The sequence below is a fragment of the Micromonospora sp. D93 genome (assembly GCF_018070365.1).
Lineage (GTDB): Bacteria > Actinomycetota > Actinomycetes > Mycobacteriales > Micromonosporaceae > Micromonospora > Micromonospora ureilytica.
On the sequence record NZ_JAGPXW010000050.1, the window covers coordinates 1 to 20,031 of the forward strand.

Genomic DNA, 20,031 nt, shown 5'->3' on the forward strand with positions numbered 1-20,031 from the left:
CCCCCACCCCCCGCCCTGGTGATCATGGAGTTGTAGCTCGACACGCCGACGACACGCGCGGCTAACCTCATGATCAACGCGTGGGGGTGGGGGTGGGGGTTAGGCGTCTTCGTCGTCGGGGTCGTCTAGGCGGGCTAGGTAGGTTGCCAGGCGTTCTATTGGGGTTTCGAAGTCGGGGTTGAGGTCTACGAAGTCGCGTAGGCGCTCGCCTAGCCACTCCAGCGTGACCTGCTCTTCGCCCCGGCGCTCGACCAACTCCTCGATGCCACGGTCGGTGAAGTACATGGGTACGTCCTCGTGCTCGGCCCGGCTCGGACCGGGCGGGTTGCTGGGCGGGTGGAAAGCCAACCGGCCAACCGGCCGGCGGGACCTACGAGAGCCGGGGCAGGACCGCTGTGAAACGGCCCTGCCCCGGCTTCCGTGCTCAGGTCAGGTCACGGGCGGGGGAGAGCCGCCTCGATCAGCGCGTGCTGCTCGACCTCGTGGGTCTTGGCCGAGCCGACCGCCGGGGCGGCCGCGGCCGGGCGGGAGATCCGCCGCAGCCGAACGTCCGTGAGGTGCTCCAGCAGGTTGAGCGCGACGAACGACCAGCCACCCTGGTTGGCCGGCTCCTCCTGCACCCAGGCGAAGTCCTCCGCGTTCGGGAACTCCGCGAGGGCGGCCCGGATCTCCTCCACCGGCAGCGGGTACAGCTGCTCGAGCCGGAGGATCGCGGTGTCGGTGACGCCGCGCTCCTGCCGGGCCTGGAACAGGTCGTAGTAGACCTTGCCGGAGCAGAGCAGCACCCGCTTCACCGCCTCCGGTGCCGGGGCGGCCGTGTCGCGCAGCACCGGCTGGAAGGTGCCGGTGGTGAAGTCCTCCACCGACGAGACGCAGAGCTTGTGCCGCAGCAGCGACTTCGGCGTGAACACCACGAGCGGCTTGCGCTTGGGCGACAGGGCCTGGCGGCGCAGCAGGTGGAAGTAGTTCGCCGGGGTCGTCGGGATGGACACCCGCATGTTGTCCTCGGCGCACATCTGCAGGAACCGCTCCGGCCGGCCGGAGGTGTGGTCCGGGCCCTGACCCTCGTGGCCGTGCGGCAGCAGCAGGGTGATGGCGGAGCGCTGGCCCCACTTCACCTCACCGGACGAGATGAACTCGTCGATCACGGATTGGGCGCCGTTGACGAAGTCGCCGAACTGGGCCTCCCAGGCGACGAGGGCGTTGATGTTCTCCACCGAGTAGCCGTACTCGAAGCCCATCGCCGCGTACTCGCTGAGCAGTGAGTCGTGCACGAAGAACCGGGAGCGGTCGCCGTCGCCGGTGAGCGACTTCAGCGGCAGGTAGTCGTCGCCGGTGCGGGAGTCGACCACCGAGGCGTGCCGTTGGACGAACGTGCCGCGACGCGAGTCCTGGCCGGCGAGCCGGACGGTGACCCCGTCGTGCAGCAGCGCCCCGAGCGCGATGATCTCGCCGAAGCCCCAGTCGATGTTGCCCTCGACGGACATCTTGGCCCGCCGGTCCAGCAGTTGCTGGATCCGCTTGTGCGGGGTGAAGCCCTCCGGGAGGTTGATGTGCGCCTCGCCGATGGCCTTGACCACTGACGCGTCGGTGGCGGTGTCGACCTGCGGCTCCGGCTCCTCCTCGCGGCGCGGCCGGTTGAGCTGGCGCGGTGCCGAGGCGGCGTCCCGGGTGGCCTTGAAGACCTTCTCCAGCTGAGCCTGGTAGTCGCGCAGCAGCTCCTCCGCGTCCTCCACGGTGATGTCGCCGCGACCGATCAGCTCCTCGGTGTAGAGCTTGCGGACCGAGCGCTTCGAGTCAATGATCTTGTACATCTGGGGGTTGGACATCGACGGGTCGTCGCCCTCGTTGTGCCCGCGCCGGCGGTAGCAGACCATGTCGATCACGACGTCCTTGTTGAACGTCTGTCGGTATTCGAAGGCCAGCCGGGCCACCCGGACCACGGCCTCCGGGTCGTCGCCGTTCACGTGGAAGATCGGTGCCTGGATCATCCGGGCCACGTCGGTGCTGTAGAGGCTGGACCGGCTGTACTCCGGGGCGGTGGTGAAGCCGACCTGGTTGTTGACCACCACGTGCACGGTGCCGCCGGTGCGGTAGCCGCGCAGCTGCGACAGGTTGAGCGTCTCGGCGACCACGCCCTGCCCGGCGAAGGCGGCGTCACCGTGCACCGCCAGCGGCAGCACGGTGTAGCCCTCCAGCTTGAGGTCGATCCGGTCCTGCTTGGCCCGGACGATGCCCTCCAGCACCGGGTCGACGGCCTCCAGGTGCGACGGGTTGGCCACCACTGACACCTTGACGGCGTGCTCGCCGTCCGGGGTGGTGAACTTGCCGTTCTGACCCAGGTGGTATTTCACGTCGCCGGAGCCCTGCGTCGAGCGCGGGTCCAGGTGGCCCTCGAACTCCGAGAAGATCTTCTCGTACGGCTTGCCGACGATGTTGGCCAGCACGTTGAGCCGACCCCGGTGGGCCATGCCGATGACGACCTCGTCCAGCCCGTTCTCGGCGGACGACTCCAGCACCTCACCGAGCAGCGGGATCAGCGATTCGCCGCCCTCCAGCGAGAAGCGCTTCTGGCCTACGTACTTCGTCTGGAGGAAGGTCTCGAACGCCTCGGCCGCGTTGAGCCGGTTGAGCACGTGCTTCTGCTCGTCGGCGGACGGCTTCTCGTACTTGCGCTCGATCCGTTCCTGGACCCAGCGCCGCTCCTCCGGGTCCTGGATGTGCATGTACTCGATGCCGACCCGACGGCAGTACGAGTCGCGCAGCACGCCGAGGATCTCGCGCAGCTTCATCCGCTGCCGGCCGGCGAAGCCGTTGACCGGGAACTCGCGGTCCAGGTCCCACAGGGTGAGCCCGTGCTGGAGGACGTCCAGGTCGGGGTGCTTGCGGATCTTGAATTCCAGCGGGTCGGTGTCGGCCATCAGGTGACCGCGGACCCGGTACGCGTGGATCAGCTCGTGCACCCGGGCGGTCTTGTTGATCTGACCCTCGGAGTTGACAGCGACATCGCGCATCCAGCGCACGGGCTCGTACGGGATGCGCAGCGCGGTGAAGATCTGGTCGTAGAAGCCGTGCTCGCCCAGGATCAGCTCGTGCATCACCTTGAGGAACTCGCCGGACTGCGCGCCCTGGATGATCCGGTGGTCGTACGTGCTGGTCAGCGTGATGATCTTGCTGACCGCCAGCTCGGCCAGGGTGGCCTCGGACATCCCCTGGTAGGGAGCCGGGTATTCCATCGCGCCGACGCCGATGATCGCGCTCTGCCCCTGCATGAGCCGCGGCATCGAGTGCACGGTGCCGATGCCGCCCGGGTTGGTCAGCGAGATCGTGGTGCCGGAGTAGTCGTCCATGGTCAGCTCGTTGCGCCGCGCCCGTCGGACCACGTCCTCGTACGCCTGCCAGAACTGCCGGAAGTCCATCTGCTCGCAGCCCTTGATGGAGGGGACCACCAGGTTGCGGCTGCCGTCCGGCTTGGCCAGGTCGATCGCGATGCCGAGGTTGACGTGTGCCGGGCGGACCACCGCCGGCTTGCCGTTGGCCTCGGCGAAGGAGTTGTTCATCTCGGGGTGCTGGACCAGCGCGCGCACCATCGCGTAGCCGACCAGGTGGGTGAAGCTGACCTTGCCGCCCCGCCCGCGGGCGAGGTGGTTGTTGATCACGATGCGGTTGTCCACCAGCAGCTTGGCCGGGACCGCACGCACGCTGGTCGCGGTGGGCACGCTCAGCGAGGCGTCCATGTTCTGGACGATCTTCGCCGCGACGCCCCGCAACGGCGTGGTCTGCGGGCCGTCGGCGCTCGGCGCGGCGGCCTTGGCGGCCGGCTTGGCCGGGGCGGTCTTCTCCGGCGTGGCCTTGGGTGTGGCCGGGGCGGCGGGCTTGGCCGGCGCCGACTGGGCGGCGGCCGGCTTGCTCGCGGTCGCCGGCTTGGCCGGGGCGCTCGGCTGGGCGACCGTGGCGGCCGCCTCCGGCTGGCCGTCCGGCTCGGGAGCGGCGGCGGGCTTGTCCGACGATTCGGTGCCGCGCGGGGTGGCCGCGCCCGGTGCCGGTCGGTAGTCGGCGAAGAAGTCGTGCCAGGCCGAATCGACGCTCGATGGGTCAGCGAGGTAACGCTGGTACATCTCCTCGACGATCCACTCATTCGGGCCGAAACCCGCCAGTGGGTTCTCCTGCGAAGTCTGCTGGGTCGACACGGCCGGTAATCGCCTCTTTCACGCGGGTTTGTGTGGCACGCGGTGTGTCCGTCGCGCCCGATTAGGAGCACGGACTGGACAGCTCCCAGGCTACGCCGTGCCGATCCCGCAGGCATTTCCGCCTCGGTGCCGTGGCCGGTTTCACAGAAGATGCCAGAAGTTCAGCAACGCCTGCGCGTACCGTGTCGAACTGGTAACACTCGGCCCTTGCCTGGCCGGTCGCCGAGGGTGACGCCCGACCCCGGAGCGACCAGCTGGTCGCTCCGGGGTCGCGGACGCCATCAGGCGATGTCGCGCCGCCGGGTGAGCAGGATTCCGGCGATTCCGCTGACCAGCGCGTAGCCGATCAGCACCAGGGCCCCGACCCACCAGGACGGGGTGAACTCCGAGGTGCCCTCCGTGATCATGACCTGGGACGCCACCGCGGGCCAGACCACCTGCCACTTGAGCACCGCCTGGCTGTCGAGCACGTTCGACAGGAGCAGGAACAGCAGACCCACCACCTGGGTGCCGATCAGATAGAGCACCGCCGCCGTGATCACCGCTCCGAGCTGGTTGGTGATCAGCGTGCCGATGCCCACCCCGAGGATCGTCCAGATGGCGTAGGCCAGCAGGTTGAACAGCAGCGCCCGCTGCACCGGCCACTCACCGAGCTGAGTGCCGTAGTCGTTCGCGGACAGGAAGATCGCGCCGGCGGCCAGGTCGATCAGCGTGGTGGCCAGCCAGAACATGAAGCCGAGCAGGCTGGCGGCGACGAGCTTGCTGACGATGACCGACGTTCGCCGGGGAGTCGTCAGGAACGTCGTGGTCGCGGTCTGGTGGAAGAACTCGTTGGTGACCATCAGGATGCCGATGAGCATCACGAACATCAGCCCGAGGTACTGCCCCGAGGTGTAGAGGTTCGCCGCCTGCGCCGGCGCGGTCGCCTGCTCGGCGCTGACGCCGATCTCCTCGGCGTCGCCGCCGAGCGTCGTGACGAGCAACCACGCGTTGATCGCGAACGCCAGGGCGATCGAGAGGAACGCGCCGAGGGCCAGCCACCACCAGGTGCTGGTGGTACGGATCTTGAGTAGCTCGGATCGGACCAGGTTCATCGGATGCCCGCCTTTCCGGCCGTCAGCTCCAGGAAGACCCGTTCCAGATCGGGCCGTTCGGTGGTCAGTTCGTGCAGCTCGACCCCGGCCGCGAGAGCGGACCGACCGATCGTCGGGGCGTCCACCCCGCCGACCAGCAGCACGCCCTGCTCGTCGGTCTCGATGGTCGCCGACTGCGCCTTCAGGGCGGCGGTCAGCGCCTCGGCCTGCGGGGTGCGGACCCGGACGCGGGCGCCCTGCGCCATCGACCCGAGCACCTGCTCGACCGGACCCTGCCGGACCAGCTGGCCAGCCGCGATGATCACCACGTCGTCGGCGAGCAGCTGCATCTCCGACAGCAGGTGGCTGGAGACCAGCACCGTGCGGCCCTCGTGGGCGAGGTTCTTGAGGAACCCACGCATCCACCGGATGCCCTCCGGGTCCAGCCCGTTGGCCGGCTCGTCGAGGATCAGCACGCGGGGGTCACCCAGCATTGCGGCGGCGATGCCGAGCCGCTGCTTCATGCCCAGCGAGTAACCCTTGAACTTGCGCTTCGCCGCCGGGGTCAACCCGACCAGGGCCAACGCCTCGTCGGCCCGCTGCTTGGGCAGCCCGGCCGCGGCGCAGATGACCCGGAGGTGGTTGATGCCGGTGCGGCCCTTGTGCGCGCTGGACGCCTCCAGCACCGCGCCGACCTGCCGCAGCGGGGTGGCCAGGTCGGCGTACCGCCGGCCGCTGATGGTGGCCGTGCCGGCGGTCGGCGTGACCAGGTTCAGCAGCATGCGCAGCGTGGTGGTCTTGCCTGCGCCGTTCGGGCCGAGGAAGCCGGTCACCCGCCCCGGCGCAACGGTGAAGGACAGGTCGTTCACCGCCCGGACGTTCTTGTACTGCTTCGTCAGACCGGACACCACGATCTGACCGTCGCTGGTGGGGCTTCGCTGCCCGTCAGTCATCGTTCTCCTCCCGTGTGTGGCGTAGAGGTACGCCGTGGCACAGCGTGACGGCCCGTGGCAACAAGGTCAATCAGGCGCGATCGGTACGTTCGCCTCCGTCGCGGGGTGGAGGCGACTCATCCCTGCGGACGACGGCCCCGGTTCAGCTGGCGATCCAGGTTGCCCGAGCCGCGCCGAGCAACGCGCCGTCCGGACCGTACAGGCTGGTGTGCACGAGCGCCTTGCGCCCATCGACACGCAGCAACGCGCCGGTCACCACGCACTCGTCGTCCGGCCGGGGCAGCGCCGCGATCACGGCGGCGATCCGGCCCAGCAGGTACGGGCGACCCGGCGCGAGCACCGCCCAACCACCGGGGCAGTCCAGCGCCGCCCAGACCGTGGCAGTGCTGACCCGCGCGGGCGCGCGGAACGGCGCGGCCGTCCGACCATCGGGCAGCCGGCCGGGGAAGATCCGCAGCCCGTCGGCCCGCTGCGGCCCGCACACATAACAGCTGGGGAACGGATGCTCGACGAGGCCGGGGTAGCGGGTCGCGGCGGCCACCGCCGTGTCCAGGCCGACCGGGGGTACGACGGCATCGATCGTCCCGACCGGGCGCACCTCGGCCACCAGCTCGCCGGCCGGGTCCCAGACCTCGCCGTCGACAAGGGTCAGGTCGGTCTCCAGCGGTGGTGGCCGACGCAGCGTCACCTCGACCGGCCGGGTGTCGCCCGCCTCGGCGGCGAACATCCCCGCGCTCCAGCCGCCGTTGCCGGAGCCGGCGGGCCCGTTGTAGCGGGACTCGATGCGCATCGTCGACCTCCGATGGTGCGTGTCGGCGCCTTCGCCAGCCTGCTCGGGCAGCCTCGCACGGTCGCCACCGGGCGTCGCTAGCGGTCTCGCCTGCCGGCGTTCATCCGATCGACACCGGTGGTCCCCGTGGATGGCAACCCGGGCACCTACACAGATCCCATGGCCGTTCTGCATGCCGCTGGCACACCCCTGAAGACCAGCGGATACACCCTGCTGATCGCCGACGACCCCATCCAGGTCGCGGCCGCGCAACGCCTGCGCCACGAGGTGTTCGCCACCGAGCTCGGCGCCACCCTCCTACCCGGCGAGGCCGGGTTGGACGTGGACCCCTTCGACGAGTACTGCGACCACCTGATCGTCCGCGAGGACAGCACCGGCGAGGTGGTCGGCACGTACCGGCTGCTGCCGCCGGGGCGCACCACCAGGCGGTACGCCGAGGACGAATTCGACCTGAGCCCGCTCGACCCCCTGCGCGGCGACCTGGTCGAGGCGGGTCGGTCCTGCGTCCACCCGGACCATCGCTCCGGCGCGGTGATCAACCTGATGTGGGCGGGCATCATCCGGTACCTGCACCTGCGCGGCTCCCGCTGGCTCGGCGGCTGCGCGTCGGTGCCGGTGGCCGATGGCGGGCGGACGGTCGCCGAGGTGTGGACCCAGGCCCGGGCCCGGCACCTGTCGCCGCCGCCGCTGCGGCTCCGCCCGTTGCGGCCCTGGTTCATCGAGGCGGCTTCCGCCGGCCCGGTCACCGCTGCCCCGGCCGGACGGGTCGCGATGCCGCCACTGCTGCGTGGCTACCTCCGGCTCGGCGCGTGGATCTGCGGCGAGCCGTCGTACGACAGCGATTTCGGGTGCGCGGACTTCTACGTCCTCTTCTCCCTGGACCGGATGAACCCGCGCTACCTGCGGCACTTCCTGGGCGGGGAGCAGCGGTGACCGCCGTGCCGCGCGACCTGTGGCGGCCCTCCTCGGGCTGCGACGACGACTGCCTGCCGGCGGCCGGCGAGGTGCCCACGGTGCCGATGGCCCGTCGGGTGCTCCGGCTGGTCGCCGCGTTCGGCATGCTGCTGGCCGGGATCGCGGTGGTGGTCCTACTGCCCGTGCTTCCCAGCCGGGAACGGCAGGCGCTGGTCAGGGGCTGGGCGCGAGGCACCGCGCGCGCCTTCGGCGTCCGCCTCGTGGTCCGGGGCCGGCTGCCTCGGCGGCGCGCGCTGCTGGTCGCCAACCACGTCTCCTGGCTGGACATCCTGGCGGTGCTGGCGGTCGCGCCGACCCGGATGGTCGCGAAGCGGGAGATCCGTTCCTGGCCGCTGGTCGGTCTGCTGGCCGCGGCGGCGGGCACGGTCTTCGTGGACCGCTCCCGGCCGCTGGCGCTGCCGTCCACGGTGGGCCGGGTCGCCGACGCGCTGCGCGCCGGGCGGTCGGTGGCGGTCTTTCCGGAGGGTACGACGTGGTGCGCCGGGAACGACGCCACCGACTGCCGACCCGGCGGCGGCTTTCGGCCCGCGACGTTCCAGGCGGCCATCGACACGGGCAGCCCGGTGGTGCCGCTGCGGCTCACCTATCGCTGCGAGGCCATCGGGTCGACCACCACTGCGGCCGCCTTCCTCGGCGCGGACACCCTGCTGCGCTCGGTGGCCCGGGTGGTCGCGGCGCGGGAGCTGGTGGTCTCGGTGACGATCGCCGGCGCGCTTCATCCGGCCCGTGACGCCGATCGGCGGTTGCTGGCCCGGGCCGCCGAGTCGGCCGTACACCTGGTGCCGGCGGCGGGTGCCGTGGCGCGGGCCCGGCTGCGGCCGGTGCCGACGGTGACCCCCGCCGTTGCCGTGCCGACGCCGGTTGCCGGTCGGGAGCTGGACCTGGCGGCCTGAGGGGAACCACCTCACGACCTGTCTTGTGGTGTCGCGATGTATCGCGTTACATTCTCCTCCTGATCGGCGTGCGTCCCGCGCGTCGTCGAGAGGGGGACGCCATGGCCGGATGGACGGTCGAGAGCCCGCAACGGCTCACACTGGACGCTCCGGTCGTCCGGCTGGACGTGCGACTGATCAGTGGGCGACTCAACGTGGTCGCCACCGACGGGCCGACCCGGATCGACGTGACCCAGGTCGGCCGTCGGCCGGTCCTGATCGACCACAGCGACGGCCGGCTCAGCATCCGCCAGGAGCGCGGTCGGGGCTGGTCGGACATCCTGCGTTGGTTCCGGATGATCCACCGCTATCCCCGGGTGGACGTCTCCATCGCCGCGCCCGCCGACGTCCACGCCGACCTGGGCCTGGTCGCGGGTTCGCTGGTCGCCTCCGGCCTGCGCCGGCAGACCACCGTGAACGTCGTCGCCGGCCAGATCACCCTGATGGGGTTGCGCGGCAGCACCTCCGCGAAGCTCACCTCGGGGCCGGTGGAGGCGCTCGGCGTCCGCGGCGACCTCACAGTGGAGACGGTCTCCGGGGAGGTGATCCTCGCCGACAGCGCCGCCGACCGGGTGCGGGCACAGACCGTCTCGGGCGCGATCACCTGCGACCTGGACAACCCGAGGCGCAGCGAGATCCGGCTGACCACCATCTCGGGCAGCATCACCGTCCGGGTCCGCGCGGACAGTGACCTCGCCGTCCAGCTGAACACCGCGTCCGGCCGCATCACCAGCGGGTTTCCGCAGCTACGCACGTCGACGTTCCCGCTGCCCAGCAGCGAGGGGGTGCTCGGCGCCGGCGAAGGTAAACTCTGGGCTTCCGCGACCTCGGGGAGCATCGCCCTGCTCGCCCGAGCGGTCGACGACGACGGGGAGGAGCTGCCGTGACTGCCGTGTTCAGCCACGGGCGGCTCCGGCTCTACCTGCTCAAGCTCCTCGACGACGGTCCGAAGCACGGCTACGAGCTGATCCGCCTGCTGGAGGACCGGTTCCTCGGGCTGTACGCGCCCAGCGCCGGCACCATCTACCCCCGCCTGCAACGGCTGGAGGTCGAGGGTCTGGTCAGCCACACCGCGGCCGGCGGCCGCAAGACGTACGACATCACCGACGCCGGCCGCGCGGAGCTGCGCCAGCGCGCCGGCGAGTTGACAGCGCTGGAGACGGACATCGCGGCCTCCGTGGCCGATCTCTCCAGCCTGGCCGGCGAGATCCGCAGCGAGGTACGCGGATCGGTACGCGACCTCAAGCGGGAGCTGAGCGAGGCCACCCGGCAGACCCGACGGGCCCGGTGGGAGGCGCCCGCCCCACCGCCCCGGCCGGCATCGACCCCCGGCCCGCAGGCCGAGCTCTTCGACGAACTCGACAAGCGGCTGGGCGCGTTCACCGACGAGGTGAGCCGACTGATGCGCGCCCGACAGTTCAGCGACACCCAGCTGCGTACCGCGATCCGGCTGCTCGACGGCGCCCTCGACGGGCTACGGCGCCTGCTGCGCTGACCGGCGGCGACTCACAGCCTTTTTGCAGGAAGCGTCCAGCGCCGGCGCAGCGATGTCACCGATGATGGGCGCATGCCCGCTACCCAGACCGAGGCGCGACTGCTCGTCGTCGAGGACGACCCCAACATCCTCGAACTGCTCTCCGCGAGCCTGCGGTTCGCGGGCTTCGACGTCGCCACCGCGACAAGTGGGAGCGCGGCGCTGCACGCCGCCAAGGACCACCGGCCCGACCTGGTGGTGCTCGACGTGATGCTTCCCGACCTGGACGGCTTCGAGGTCATCCGGATGCTCCGCGAGGGCGGCACACGTACCCCGGTGGTGTTCCTGACCGCCCGGGACGCCACCGACGACAAGATCCGTGGGTTGACCCTGGGCGGCGACGACTACGTCACGAAGCCGTTCAGCCTGGAGGAGCTGACCGCCCGGATCCGCGCCGTGCTGCGCCGCACCACGACCGGCGAGCAGGCCCCGTCCCGGCTCACCTTCGCCGACCTGGAGTTGGACGAGGAAACCCACGAGGTGCACCGGGCCGGCCAGCGCGTGCAGCTCTCGCCGACCGAGTTCAAGCTGCTGCGGTACCTGATGCTCAACGCCAACCGGGTGCTGTCCAAGGCGCAGATCCTCGACCACGTCTGGAACTACGACTTCCGGGGCGACGACAACATCGTCGAGTCCTACATCTCGTACCTGCGGCGCAAGGTCGACACCACCCAACCCCGGCTGATCCACACTCTTCGCGGCGTCGGGTACGTCCTGCGCAAGCCGGCGGCGTGAACGCGGTCCAGCAGGCGAAGGGACGGGTGCGGGGCGTCCCACTGCGGATCAAGCTGGTCGCCTCGGTGCTCGCGCTCGTCTCCGGCGCCCTGGTGGTGATCAGTGTCTCGACCGCGTACTTCCTGCACAACTATCTGGTCGATCAGATCGACATCGAGCTGCGCGAGTCGGCCGATCGGATCCAGTCCATCATGCCCTCGTCGAACGTCGTCTCGCTGCCCAGCGACTACGTGGTCGTGCTGACCAGCCCGGCCACCGGTCAGGTGAATGCCTTCGCGTACGACAAGTCCCGCTTCACGACGGCGGATCTACCGCCCTGGCCGAGCGACGCGGCCGGGTTCGAAGCGCAGGAGAAGGCCCAGGATGGCAAGCCACGCACCGTCCGCGCACGGGACAGTTCGGTGCGCTGGCGGATGTTCTACATCGAGCGGCCGGACGGCCAGATGGCGGCGATCGGCGAGCACCTGACCGACGTCGACCTCGCCGTGAAGCGGCTGGCCTGGATCGATCTGCTGGTCGGGGGGTCGGTGCTGATCATGTTGGCCTCGGTAGGCGCGGCGATCGTCCGGACCAGCCTCAAACCGTTGGTGGAGATCGAACGCACCGCCGCCGCGATCGCCGGCGGTGATCTGACCCGTCGGGTGCCCGACCCGGAGGAGGGCCAGGCCGAGCCAACCTCGGAGCTTGGCCGGCTCTCCCGGGCACTGAACGCGATGCTCACCCAGATCGAGGCGGCGTTCACCGCCCGAGCCGCGTCGGAGACGTCGGCCCGGTGGGCGGAGAGCGCCGCCCGGGATGCCGCAGCCGCCGCTCAGGCGTCCGAGGCGCGGGCCATCCGCTCCGAGGAGCGGATGCGGCAGTTCGTCGCCGACGCCTCGCACGAGCTGCGCACCCCGCTCACCACCATTCGTGGCTTCGCCGAGCTGTACCGGCAGGGTGCGGCAAGCGCGCCGGAACAGACCGCCGGCCTGCTGCGCCGGATCGAGGACGAGGCGGCCCGGATGGGGCTGCTGGTGGAGGACCTGCTGCTGCTCGCCCGGTTGGACATGGAACGGCCGCTCTCGCTGACCCCGGTGGAGCTGCCGGTGCTCGCCTCCGACGCGGTGCAGGCCGCGCGGGCGATGGCACCGGAACGACAGATCGAGCTGGAGATCGCGCCCGAGTCGGGCCCGCTCGTCGTCTCCGCCGACGACGCGCGGCTGCGGCAGGTGATCGGCAACCTGGTCACCAACGCGCTCACCCACACTCCGCCGGAGGCCGAGATCCGGGTACGGCTGCGCGCCGAACCGGGTGGCTTCGCCGTGGTGGAGGTGGCCGACACCGGCCCCGGCCTCTCGGCGGAGCAGGCGGAACGGGTCTTCGAACGGTTCTACCGGGCCGACGCGGCCCGTACCCGGCGGGCCGACGGCAACACCGGCACCGGCCTTGGCCTGGCCATCGTGGCGGCGCTGGTCGCCGCCCACCACGGCTCGGTCGAGGTGGCCCAGACACCCGGTGGCGGGGCCACCTTCCGGGTCCGGCTGCCGCTGCTGCCGCAGACCGACGGAGCGGGCGAGTGACTTTCAGCCAACTTCCAGGACGGTTCCAGGTTGATTGCAGTGCCGGGGGAGAAGGTAGTGGCATGACCGAGTTCGAGTCCGACCCGCAGCGCCGGCCGGCCCCCACCGACGCCGAGCCGTCGCACCCCACCGCCGAGCTGCCGCGCGACGAGCGCGTGCAGTCCGACTCCCCGACCACTCCCGTACAGGTCGTCTCGACCACCGACCCGACGGTCGCCTCGACCGCCGGTGACCCGGACGCCACAGCCGTCACCCCGGCGGGGTACGCCGGCTCCTCCGCGCCCGCCGGCCCGCCGACCGCCGCTCAGCCGACCGGGTACGAGCCGTCGACCGGCTACGAGCGCCCGGCCGCCACTCCTTCCGCCCCGCCGTACCCGGTCTCCGGCCACCCGGCACCCGGCCAGCCCGGCTACCCGCAGCCGGCCGCCGGCCAGTACCCCGGCGCCCCCTGGTACGCGGGGCAGCAGTCCGGCTGGGCCGGCGGGGGCCAGCCGGGCATGGCGTACGCCCAGCACCAGCAGCACCCCGGGCAGCACGCCCAGCACCCTGGACAGCACCCACAGCACCCCGGGCAGCACCCGGGCCAGCCGGTCCCGCCGTGGGGCCCGCAGGTCGCGCCGCCCGGCAGTGGTCCCCGGCCGGGCCGGATCGCCAAGTTCGCCGGCGCCGGTGTCGCCGTGTTCGCCCTGATGCTCGGTTCCGGCGTGGCCGGTGGGGCGCTCGCGCTCGCCCTCGACGGCGACGGCGGCGGTATCACCCGCACCTACTCCGCGGCTCCGGTGATCAATGGTGCCGACCTGCCGAAGATCGCCGCAGCCGTGCAGGACAGCGTCGTCTCGATCACCACCGACAGTGGTGAGGGCTCCGGGGTGGTGCTCAGCGCCGACGGGTACGTGCTGACCAACAACCACGTGGTCGCGTCCGCCGCCGGCGACGCCGTGCGGGTGGTCTTCGCCGACGGTAAGACCGCCGACGCGAAGATCATCGGCACCGACCCGAAGACCGACCTGGCCGTGGTGAAGGCCAACGGGGTCAGCGACCTCAAGCCGGCCAAGTTCGGCGACAGCGACGCCATGCAGGTCGGCGACCAGGTGCTCGCCCTGGGCAGCCCGCTCGGCCTGCAGGGTTCGGTGACCTCGGGCATTCTCAGCGCCCGGGACCGCACCATCCGGGCCGGTGAGGGCCAGCCGCAGGACCCGACCCAGCAGCAGAGCCAGCCGGTCAGCTCGATCTCCGGCCTGCTCCAGACGGACGCGCCGATCAACCCCGGTAACTCCGGTGGCGCGCTGGTCAACACCCGGGGCGAGGTGATCGGCGTCAACACCGCCATCGCGACCTCCGGGCAGAGCACCGGCAACATCGGAGTCGGGTTCGCCATCCCCAGCAACAAGGCCAAGGACGTCGCGGGCAAGCTCCAGCGCGGCGAGAAGGTCAGCCACCCGTCGCTCGGTGTCGGCGTCAACCAGGCCGAGGGCGGCGGCGCGCTCGTCGCGTCGATCACCGCGGGCAGCCCGGCGGAGAAGGCCGGCCTCCAGCGCGGCGACGTCGTCACCCGGTTCGGTGACAAGCCGGTCAACGACTCGGACGACCTGGTCGGCGCGGTGCAGGCCGGCAAGGTCGGCGACCGGGTCGAGGTGCAGTTCAAGCGCAACGGTGTCGAGAAGTCGGCGACCGTGACGCTCGCCGAGACGTCCTAACCAGTTATCTGAACCTGCTTCCTCCCTCCGGCGGCGGGTGGCGGGGCCGAGGGGGTCGGCTCCGTCACCCGCCGCTTCTTTCCGCCCGACGGCGGTTCACCCGGATCGGGTGAACCGCCGTCACCCGTCTGCCCGGCAGGTTCGGAGGGCGAGTGTCGGCGACCGGAACCGGGGGTGGGTGCCGTGACCGAGGTGGTGGATGTCCGCGACGACCAGCGGATCCAACGCGACGTCCTGGCCGAACTGGCCTGGGACGCCCGGCTGCAACCGAACGAGATCGGTGTGACAGTCGACCAGGGCGTGGTCACCCTGACCGGGTTCGTGGACGGTGCCGCTCGCGGTTGGGCCGCGACGCGATGCGCACAGCGGGTTCGCGGCGTACGGGCGGTGGCCGACGAGATGGAGGTGCGGCTGCCCGGTACTCCGGGGCGTACCGACGCCGAGGTCGCCATCGCCGCCACCCGGGCGTTGGAGTGGGACAGCTTCGTGCCGGCCGAACGGTTGGACGTCACAGTGGCCAACGGCTGGCTGATGCTGCGTGGTGAGGTCGAGTTCGGGTGGCAGCGGCGTGCCGCGGAGGGCGAGGTGCGTCGACTCGACGGCGTCCGGGGGATCACCAACCTGATCGAGGTACGACCCGCGGCGCCACCGGAGGCCGAGCGGCTGCGTCGGGATGTCCAGCGGGCGTTGCTGCGCACGCTCGGCGGCGAGCGGGTGACAGTCGAGGTGGACGGCGACACGCTGGTCCTCGCCGGGGTGGTCCGTTCCTGGTGGGAACGCGACCAGGTCGAGCGGGTGGCGTGGTCCGCGCCCGGGGTGCGGGTGGTCCACGACCAGCTCCTGGTGGGCGGGTGATCGTCCGCCATGTCCGGTTTACCCGGGACGCCACCGGGAAACCGCCGCCGACCGGCTCGACCGCCGGTGCCGCCGCACCGGAGATCAAACGGGGAGGACTCGTGGCCGTGAACCACCCGCCTGCGGGCCGCTCCGAGGAGCGGTCGCTGCGCATCGCGATGGTGGTTCCGCCGTGGTTGTCCGTACCGCCGCCCGGCTACGGCGGCCTCGAACAGGTCGTCGCGGCCTTGGTGGACGCGCTCTGCGGGCAGGGACACGCGGTGACCCTGTTCGGTGCCGGCGGTGACCACGGCACGGCGGCCGACGGTTTCGTCTCCACCGTTGCCGAGGTCCAGTACGAGCGGCTCGGCGAGTCACTGCCCGAGCTGGCTCACCTGGCCCGGGTGAATCGGTTGATCAGCGCCGCCGACTTCGACGTGATTCACGACCACACCACTATCGGTCCGCTGGTCGCCGGCCGCCGGGCCGTGCCGACGGTCGCGACAGTGCACGGGAACCCCGTGGGGGAGTACGGCGACGTGCTGAGCGACATCGACTCGGGTGTCGCCCTGGTGGCGATCTCGCACGCCCAGCGCCGGCTGAACCCGAACCTGCCCTGGGCCGGCACCGTGCACAACGCGCTGGACATCCGGGGCTTCCCGCGCAAGCACACGCCCGGCGCGGGGCCGGTGCTGTGGTTGGCCCGGTTCAGCCCGGACAAGGGCCCGGACACCGCCATCCGGGCGTGCCGGGCGGCCGGGGTGCCCCTGCTGCTGGCCGGCAAGTGCAACGAGCCGGCCGAGCGCCGCTACTACGAGCAGGTCGTCGCGCCCATGGTCGACGAGGATGTGACAGTCGTCCTCAACGCGGACCGCGCGACGACGCTGCGGATGCTCGTCGACGCCCGCTGCCTGATCATGCCGATCCAGTGGGACGAGCCGTTCGGCATGGTGATGCTGGAGGCGATGGCCACCGGCACGCCTGTGGTCGCGCTCGACCGGGGTGCGGTGCCGGAGCTGGTTCGGCCGGGGCTGACCGGGCTCGTCGTCGAGCGGTCGGAGGAGCTACCCGCGGCGTTGCTCGCGGCGGAGCGACTCGACCCGGAGGACTGCGTGGCGCACGTCGCGCGGAACTTCTCGGTCGAGCGGATGGCGAGCGGCTACGCGGAGGTCTATCGGCGCTTCGCCCTCGGCCGGCGTGACGTCCGTGAACCGGCCCGGGTGCCGGTGCGCTGAGCCACAGGTGTCGCCGGGGTCAGGCCCCGGTCGCGCCCAGCTCGGCGATGGCCGCGTCGAGCCGAGACGCGTACGCCGGACTGATGCCGCCCTCACCGAGGCGGACGGTGACCTTGTCGCGCAGCCGGGCCACCGGTGGCGCCAGGTCCTCGCGGCCGGAGCTGACCGCCACTGTCAGGTTGCGCAGCTCGTTGCGCAGGTCGAGGGCCACGTCGTCGCGGATCTCCCCGGCGCTCAGCCCGGCGCTGATCAACCCGTCGACCCGGGTCGCGGCCTCGGTCAGGGTGCCCGGGTTCGAGGTGGGCGCGCCGGTGGTCGGCCTCCTCGACGGTGGCGTGGTGGGCCCGCTCGGCGTGGTCGGCGCGGACGACTCGGGGGCCGGCGGGTCGGTCGACGGGGTCGTCGTCGGGCCAGCGGAGGGTTGCGCCCGGCGGGCCGGCTGCTGTTCGGGCAGCAGGGCCACCCCGGCCAACGTCAGCCCGACGGCCAGCAGCAGCAACAGGACCAGCCGCCGCCGTGACCAGGTCGACCCGGTGGCCGGTTCGCTCGGGGCGGAGTCCGAGGTGTCTCCGTCCGGTCGCGCCGCCGCCGGGACGCTGGCCGTCGCTACGGCTGGCGACTGCTGTGGCAGCGGCTGGGTGGGCACCCGGATGGTCGCGGTCGGGGGCTCGGTCGGTAGCGAGTGGTCGCGGAGCGCGGTGGCGACCTGCCGGGCGGTCGGCCGATCGGCCGGGTTCCGGGCGAGGCTGCGCAGGCAGATCTGGGCCACCGGTGCGGGCAGGTCGGGTACGTCGGCCAGCGTCGGCGGCGGACCACCGGCCAATGCGGCGCTGAGCTGCTCCCAGGTGTCCGCCGGGTACGGGACCCGGCCGGTGAGCGCCTCGTGCAGCAGCACGCCGAGCGAGTAGACGTCGGTGGACGGCTGGGCCGGCGCGCCGTCGAGGCGTTCCGGGGCCACGTACGCCGGGGTGCCGAAGGTCTCGCCGTCCTCGTCCTCGTCGGGTGCGCCGATCCGGGTGGCGATGCCGAAGTCGAGCACCTTGACGCCCGTCCCGGTCATCATCACGTTGGCCGGTGTGATGTCCCGGTGCACGATGCCGAGCCGGTGCGCGGCGGCCAGGGCATCCGCGACCTGCGCGCCCACCTGGACCGCCTCGGTCCACGGCAGCGGCCCCTCGGTGAGCCGAAGCTTCAACTCCTCGCCGCTCAGCAGCTCCATCACCACGAACGAGGTGATCGAGCCGTCCGGGTCGACCGTCTCGCCGTAGTCGTGCACGGAGGTCAGATGCGGGTGCACCAGTTGGGCGGCGGCCCGTGCCTCCTCGCGCACCATGCCCCGGAATCGCGCGTCGGCGGCGAGTGACGGGGCGAGCACCTTGAGCGCGACAGCCCGGTCCAACACCTCGTCCCGGGCACGCCAGATCACCGACATGCCACCGGCGCCGATCTGGTCCAGAAGTCGGTATCTGCGAGCCAGCAATCGACCCGGATGCAGTGCTGCCTTCACCGATCGCACCTGCCTCAGGGGTGGGAGCGGTATCAGGTTGCGCGAATGTGTCCTGCCTGTCAACGCCGATGCCACCGGCCGTCGGCGGACGGTGCCTGCCGTGCGGTGACCGCCGGTTGACAGCGGCCAACAGGCCGACGGCGGGCCCGTGCCAGGATGGGAGACATGGCGGGGGGACCTGTGGCGTTCGTGCTCGGCGGCGGGGGAGTGCTCGGCGCGGTCGAGGTGGGCATGTTGCGCGCGCTGTTCCGCGCCGGCATCCAACCCGACATGGTGCTCGGCACCTCGATCGGCGCGGTGAACGGCGCGCTGGTCGCCGCCGACCCGTCGGAGGCGGTGACCGACCGGCTGGTCCGGCTCTGGGCCTCACCGGAGGCGAGCGAGGTGTACGGCGACTCGGTGGCCCGGCAGCTGCGCCGCTTCGCCGCCCGCACCCACCTGCACTCACCCCGGCCGCTGCGCCGCCTGCTCGAAAGCGAGCTGGGGGTGGACACCACATTCGCCGACCTACGGGTGCCGTTCCGTTGCTGCGCCGCCCACATCGAGCGGGCCGCCGAGCACTGGTTCGACAGCGGTCCGGTGGTGCCGGCGGTGATGGCGTCGGCTTCGGTGCCGGGTCTGCTTCCGCCGATGCAGATCGACGGCGCGCACTACGTGGACGGCGGCATCGTCAACTCCATCCCGATCGGCGAGGCGGTGGCCGTCGGCGCCCGCCGGATCTACGTCCTCCAGGTGGGTCGGATCGAACGGGAGCTGATGCCGCCCCGCCGGCCGTGGGAGATCGCACAGGTCGCGTTCGAGATCTCCCGCCGGCACCGCTTCTTCCGGGAGATGGCGGCGCTGCCGGAGGGGGTGGAGGTGCACGTCCTGCCGACCGGCGGGCTCAACCCACGCGACGACACGCCGTGGGCGTACCGGGACATGGCGGCGGTGGGACGGCGGATCAGCCGCGCGTACACCGCCTCCCGGCGTTACCTCGCCACCCACCTGGAGCGGTGATGCCGCTGCCTCCCCGGTGGCTGCGTCGGCTGCTGCTCGCCCCCGTCGTCGTGGTGCTCGCCTTCCTCGTGGTCACCACGTTGCCGGTCTGGGCGCTGCTCGCCGCTGCCGCGTCCCCGCTGGTCCCGGGTCGGCTGCGCCCGCTGCGACTGTTCTGGATCGGCTGTTTCTACCTGGTCTGGGACGCTGCGGCGCTGCTCTCGCTCTTCGTGCTCTGGGTCGTCTCCGGCTTCGGCTGGCGGACCCGGTCGCCGGCGTTCCAGCGCGCGCACTACGTGCTGGCCGGCTGGTTCCTGCGGGCGCTGTTCTGGCAGGCACGGTGGACACTGCGGTTGCGCATCGACGTGGTGGGCACCGACCCGGACACCGCGCTGCCCGGCCGGCCTGAGCTGGTGCTCTGCCGGCACGCCGGGCCGGGCGACTCGTTCATCCTGATCCACGGTCTGGTCAACTGGTTCCACCGGGAGCCACGGATCGTCCTCAAGGACAGCCTCCAGTGGGATCCGGCGGTCGACGTGTTGCTCAACCGGCTGCCCAACCGTTTCATCGCGCCGACTCCGGAGCGCGGCGAGGAAACGGTGCGCCAGGTCGGGCACCTGGCCACCGGCCTGGACGACAACGACGCGTTCGTGATCTTTCCCGAGGGCGGCAACTTCACCCCGAAGCGGCGGCTGCGCGCGATCGCCCGGTTGCGCTCCCTCGGGCTGGAACGGATGGCCCTGCGCGCCGAGCGGATGCGCCACGTGCTCGCCCCGCAGCCCGGTGGGATGCTTGCGGCGCTGGACGCCGCACCGGACGCCGGGGTCATCTTCGTCGCCCACACCGGACTGGACCGGATGCTCACAGTCGCCGACGTGTGGCGGGAGCTGCCGATGGACAAGCGGATCGTGATGCGGTTCTGGTCGGTGCCGCCGGAGGACGTACCGACCGGGCGGCAGGAGCGCATCGACTGGCTCTTCGACTGGTGGGCGCGGATTGATGCCTGGATCGCCGCTAACCGCCAAATGTCCGCGTAGGG

Annotated in this window: 17 protein-coding genes; 11 read left to right on the forward strand and 6 right to left on the reverse strand. The window is 71.6% G+C overall.

Going from position 1 to position 20,031, the window contains the following annotated elements; all coding sequences use genetic code 11:
• Positions 1-99: 99 nt before the first annotated feature.
• The 5 genes from KBX71_RS32715 to KBX71_RS32735 form a co-directional block, all read right to left on the reverse strand.
• A complete protein-coding gene (locus KBX71_RS32715; RefSeq protein WP_030490374.1) occupies positions 100-285 on the reverse strand; it encodes a DUF6104 family protein in 186 nt (61 codons plus the stop codon).
• Between the two features lie 149 nt (positions 286-434).
• Positions 435-4,190: a multifunctional oxoglutarate decarboxylase/oxoglutarate dehydrogenase thiamine pyrophosphate-binding subunit/dihydrolipoyllysine-residue succinyltransferase subunit gene (locus tag KBX71_RS32720; RefSeq protein WP_210821565.1), complete on the reverse strand. Its 3,756-nt coding sequence runs from the start codon at positions 4,188-4,190 to the stop codon at positions 435-437.
• A 281-nt stretch (positions 4,191-4,471) separates the two neighbouring features.
• On the reverse strand, positions 4,472-5,284 hold the full coding sequence (locus KBX71_RS32725; RefSeq protein WP_196929680.1) for an ABC transporter permease: 813 nt from the start codon (positions 5,282-5,284) through the stop codon (positions 4,472-4,474).
• Complete coding sequence (locus KBX71_RS32730; protein ID WP_210821566.1) at positions 5,281-6,216, reverse strand: ABC transporter ATP-binding protein; 936 nt, start codon at positions 6,214-6,216, stop codon at positions 5,281-5,283. The genes KBX71_RS32725 and KBX71_RS32730 overlap by 4 nt, the downstream gene beginning before the upstream one ends.
• A gap of 142 nt (positions 6,217-6,358) precedes the next feature.
• A complete protein-coding gene (locus KBX71_RS32735; protein WP_210821567.1) occupies positions 6,359-7,006 on the reverse strand; it encodes a hypothetical protein in 648 nt (215 codons plus the stop codon).
• 159 nt (positions 7,007-7,165) lie between these two features.
• Here KBX71_RS32735 and KBX71_RS32740 point away from each other — a divergent pair, with 159 nt between their 5' ends.
• The 9 genes from KBX71_RS32740 (at position 7,166) to KBX71_RS32780 (ending at position 16,507) form a co-directional block, all read left to right on the forward strand.
• Entirely contained in the window at positions 7,166-7,939 is a 774-nt protein-coding gene (locus tag KBX71_RS32740) for a GNAT family N-acetyltransferase (RefSeq protein ID WP_196929683.1), read from the forward strand.
• Positions 7,936-8,874: a 1-acyl-sn-glycerol-3-phosphate acyltransferase gene (locus KBX71_RS32745; RefSeq protein ID WP_210821568.1), complete on the forward strand. Its 939-nt coding sequence runs from the start codon at positions 7,936-7,938 to the stop codon at positions 8,872-8,874. Before KBX71_RS32740 ends, KBX71_RS32745 begins: the two co-directional genes overlap by 4 nt.
• A 101-nt stretch (positions 8,875-8,975) precedes the next feature.
• Positions 8,976-9,800, forward strand: coding sequence for a DUF4097 family beta strand repeat-containing protein (locus KBX71_RS32750; RefSeq protein WP_210821569.1), 825 nt, complete (start codon positions 8,976-8,978; stop codon positions 9,798-9,800).
• Entirely contained in the window at positions 9,797-10,408 is a 612-nt protein-coding gene (locus tag KBX71_RS32755; protein ID WP_210821570.1) for a PadR family transcriptional regulator, read from the forward strand. Before KBX71_RS32750 ends, KBX71_RS32755 begins: the two co-directional genes overlap by 4 nt.
• Before the next feature lie 72 nt (positions 10,409-10,480).
• Positions 10,481-11,182: a response regulator transcription factor gene (locus KBX71_RS32760; RefSeq protein WP_110561683.1), complete on the forward strand. Its 702-nt coding sequence runs from the start codon at positions 10,481-10,483 to the stop codon at positions 11,180-11,182.
• Positions 11,179-12,741: a HAMP domain-containing sensor histidine kinase gene (locus KBX71_RS32765; RefSeq protein ID WP_210821571.1), complete on the forward strand. Its 1,563-nt coding sequence runs from the start codon at positions 11,179-11,181 to the stop codon at positions 12,739-12,741. The genes KBX71_RS32760 and KBX71_RS32765 overlap by 4 nt, the downstream gene beginning before the upstream one ends.
• A 62-nt stretch (positions 12,742-12,803) precedes the next feature.
• On the forward strand, positions 12,804-14,438 hold the full coding sequence (locus KBX71_RS32770) for a trypsin-like peptidase domain-containing protein (RefSeq protein WP_210821572.1): 1,635 nt from the start codon (positions 12,804-12,806) through the stop codon (positions 14,436-14,438).
• Positions 14,439-14,621: 183 nt separating this feature from the next.
• Complete coding sequence (locus KBX71_RS32775; protein ID WP_307847464.1) at positions 14,622-15,293, forward strand: BON domain-containing protein; 672 nt, start codon at positions 14,622-14,624, stop codon at positions 15,291-15,293.
• A 158-nt stretch (positions 15,294-15,451) separates the two neighbouring features.
• Entirely contained in the window at positions 15,452-16,507 is a 1,056-nt protein-coding gene (locus KBX71_RS32780; RefSeq protein ID WP_210821583.1) for a glycosyltransferase family 4 protein, read from the forward strand.
• Between the two features lie 19 nt (positions 16,508-16,526).
• Here the strand turns inward: KBX71_RS32780 and KBX71_RS32785 are convergent, their stop codons facing one another.
• A complete protein-coding gene (locus KBX71_RS32785) occupies positions 16,527-18,014 on the reverse strand; it encodes a serine/threonine-protein kinase (RefSeq protein WP_210821573.1) in 1,488 nt (495 codons plus the stop codon).
• A gap of 165 nt (positions 18,015-18,179) precedes the next feature.
• On the opposite strand from KBX71_RS32785, the gene KBX71_RS32790 reads away from it, so the two are divergent.
• On the forward strand, positions 18,180-19,013 hold the full coding sequence (locus tag KBX71_RS32790; protein ID WP_210821574.1) for a patatin-like phospholipase family protein: 834 nt from the start codon (positions 18,180-18,182) through the stop codon (positions 19,011-19,013).
• Positions 19,013-20,029 carry a 1-acyl-sn-glycerol-3-phosphate acyltransferase gene (locus tag KBX71_RS32795; protein ID WP_210821575.1) on the forward strand — a complete coding sequence of 339 codons (1,017 nt, stop codon included), beginning with the start codon at positions 19,013-19,015 and terminating at the stop codon, positions 20,027-20,029. The genes KBX71_RS32790 and KBX71_RS32795 overlap by 1 nt, the downstream gene beginning before the upstream one ends.
• Positions 20,030-20,031 lie beyond the last annotated feature (2 nt).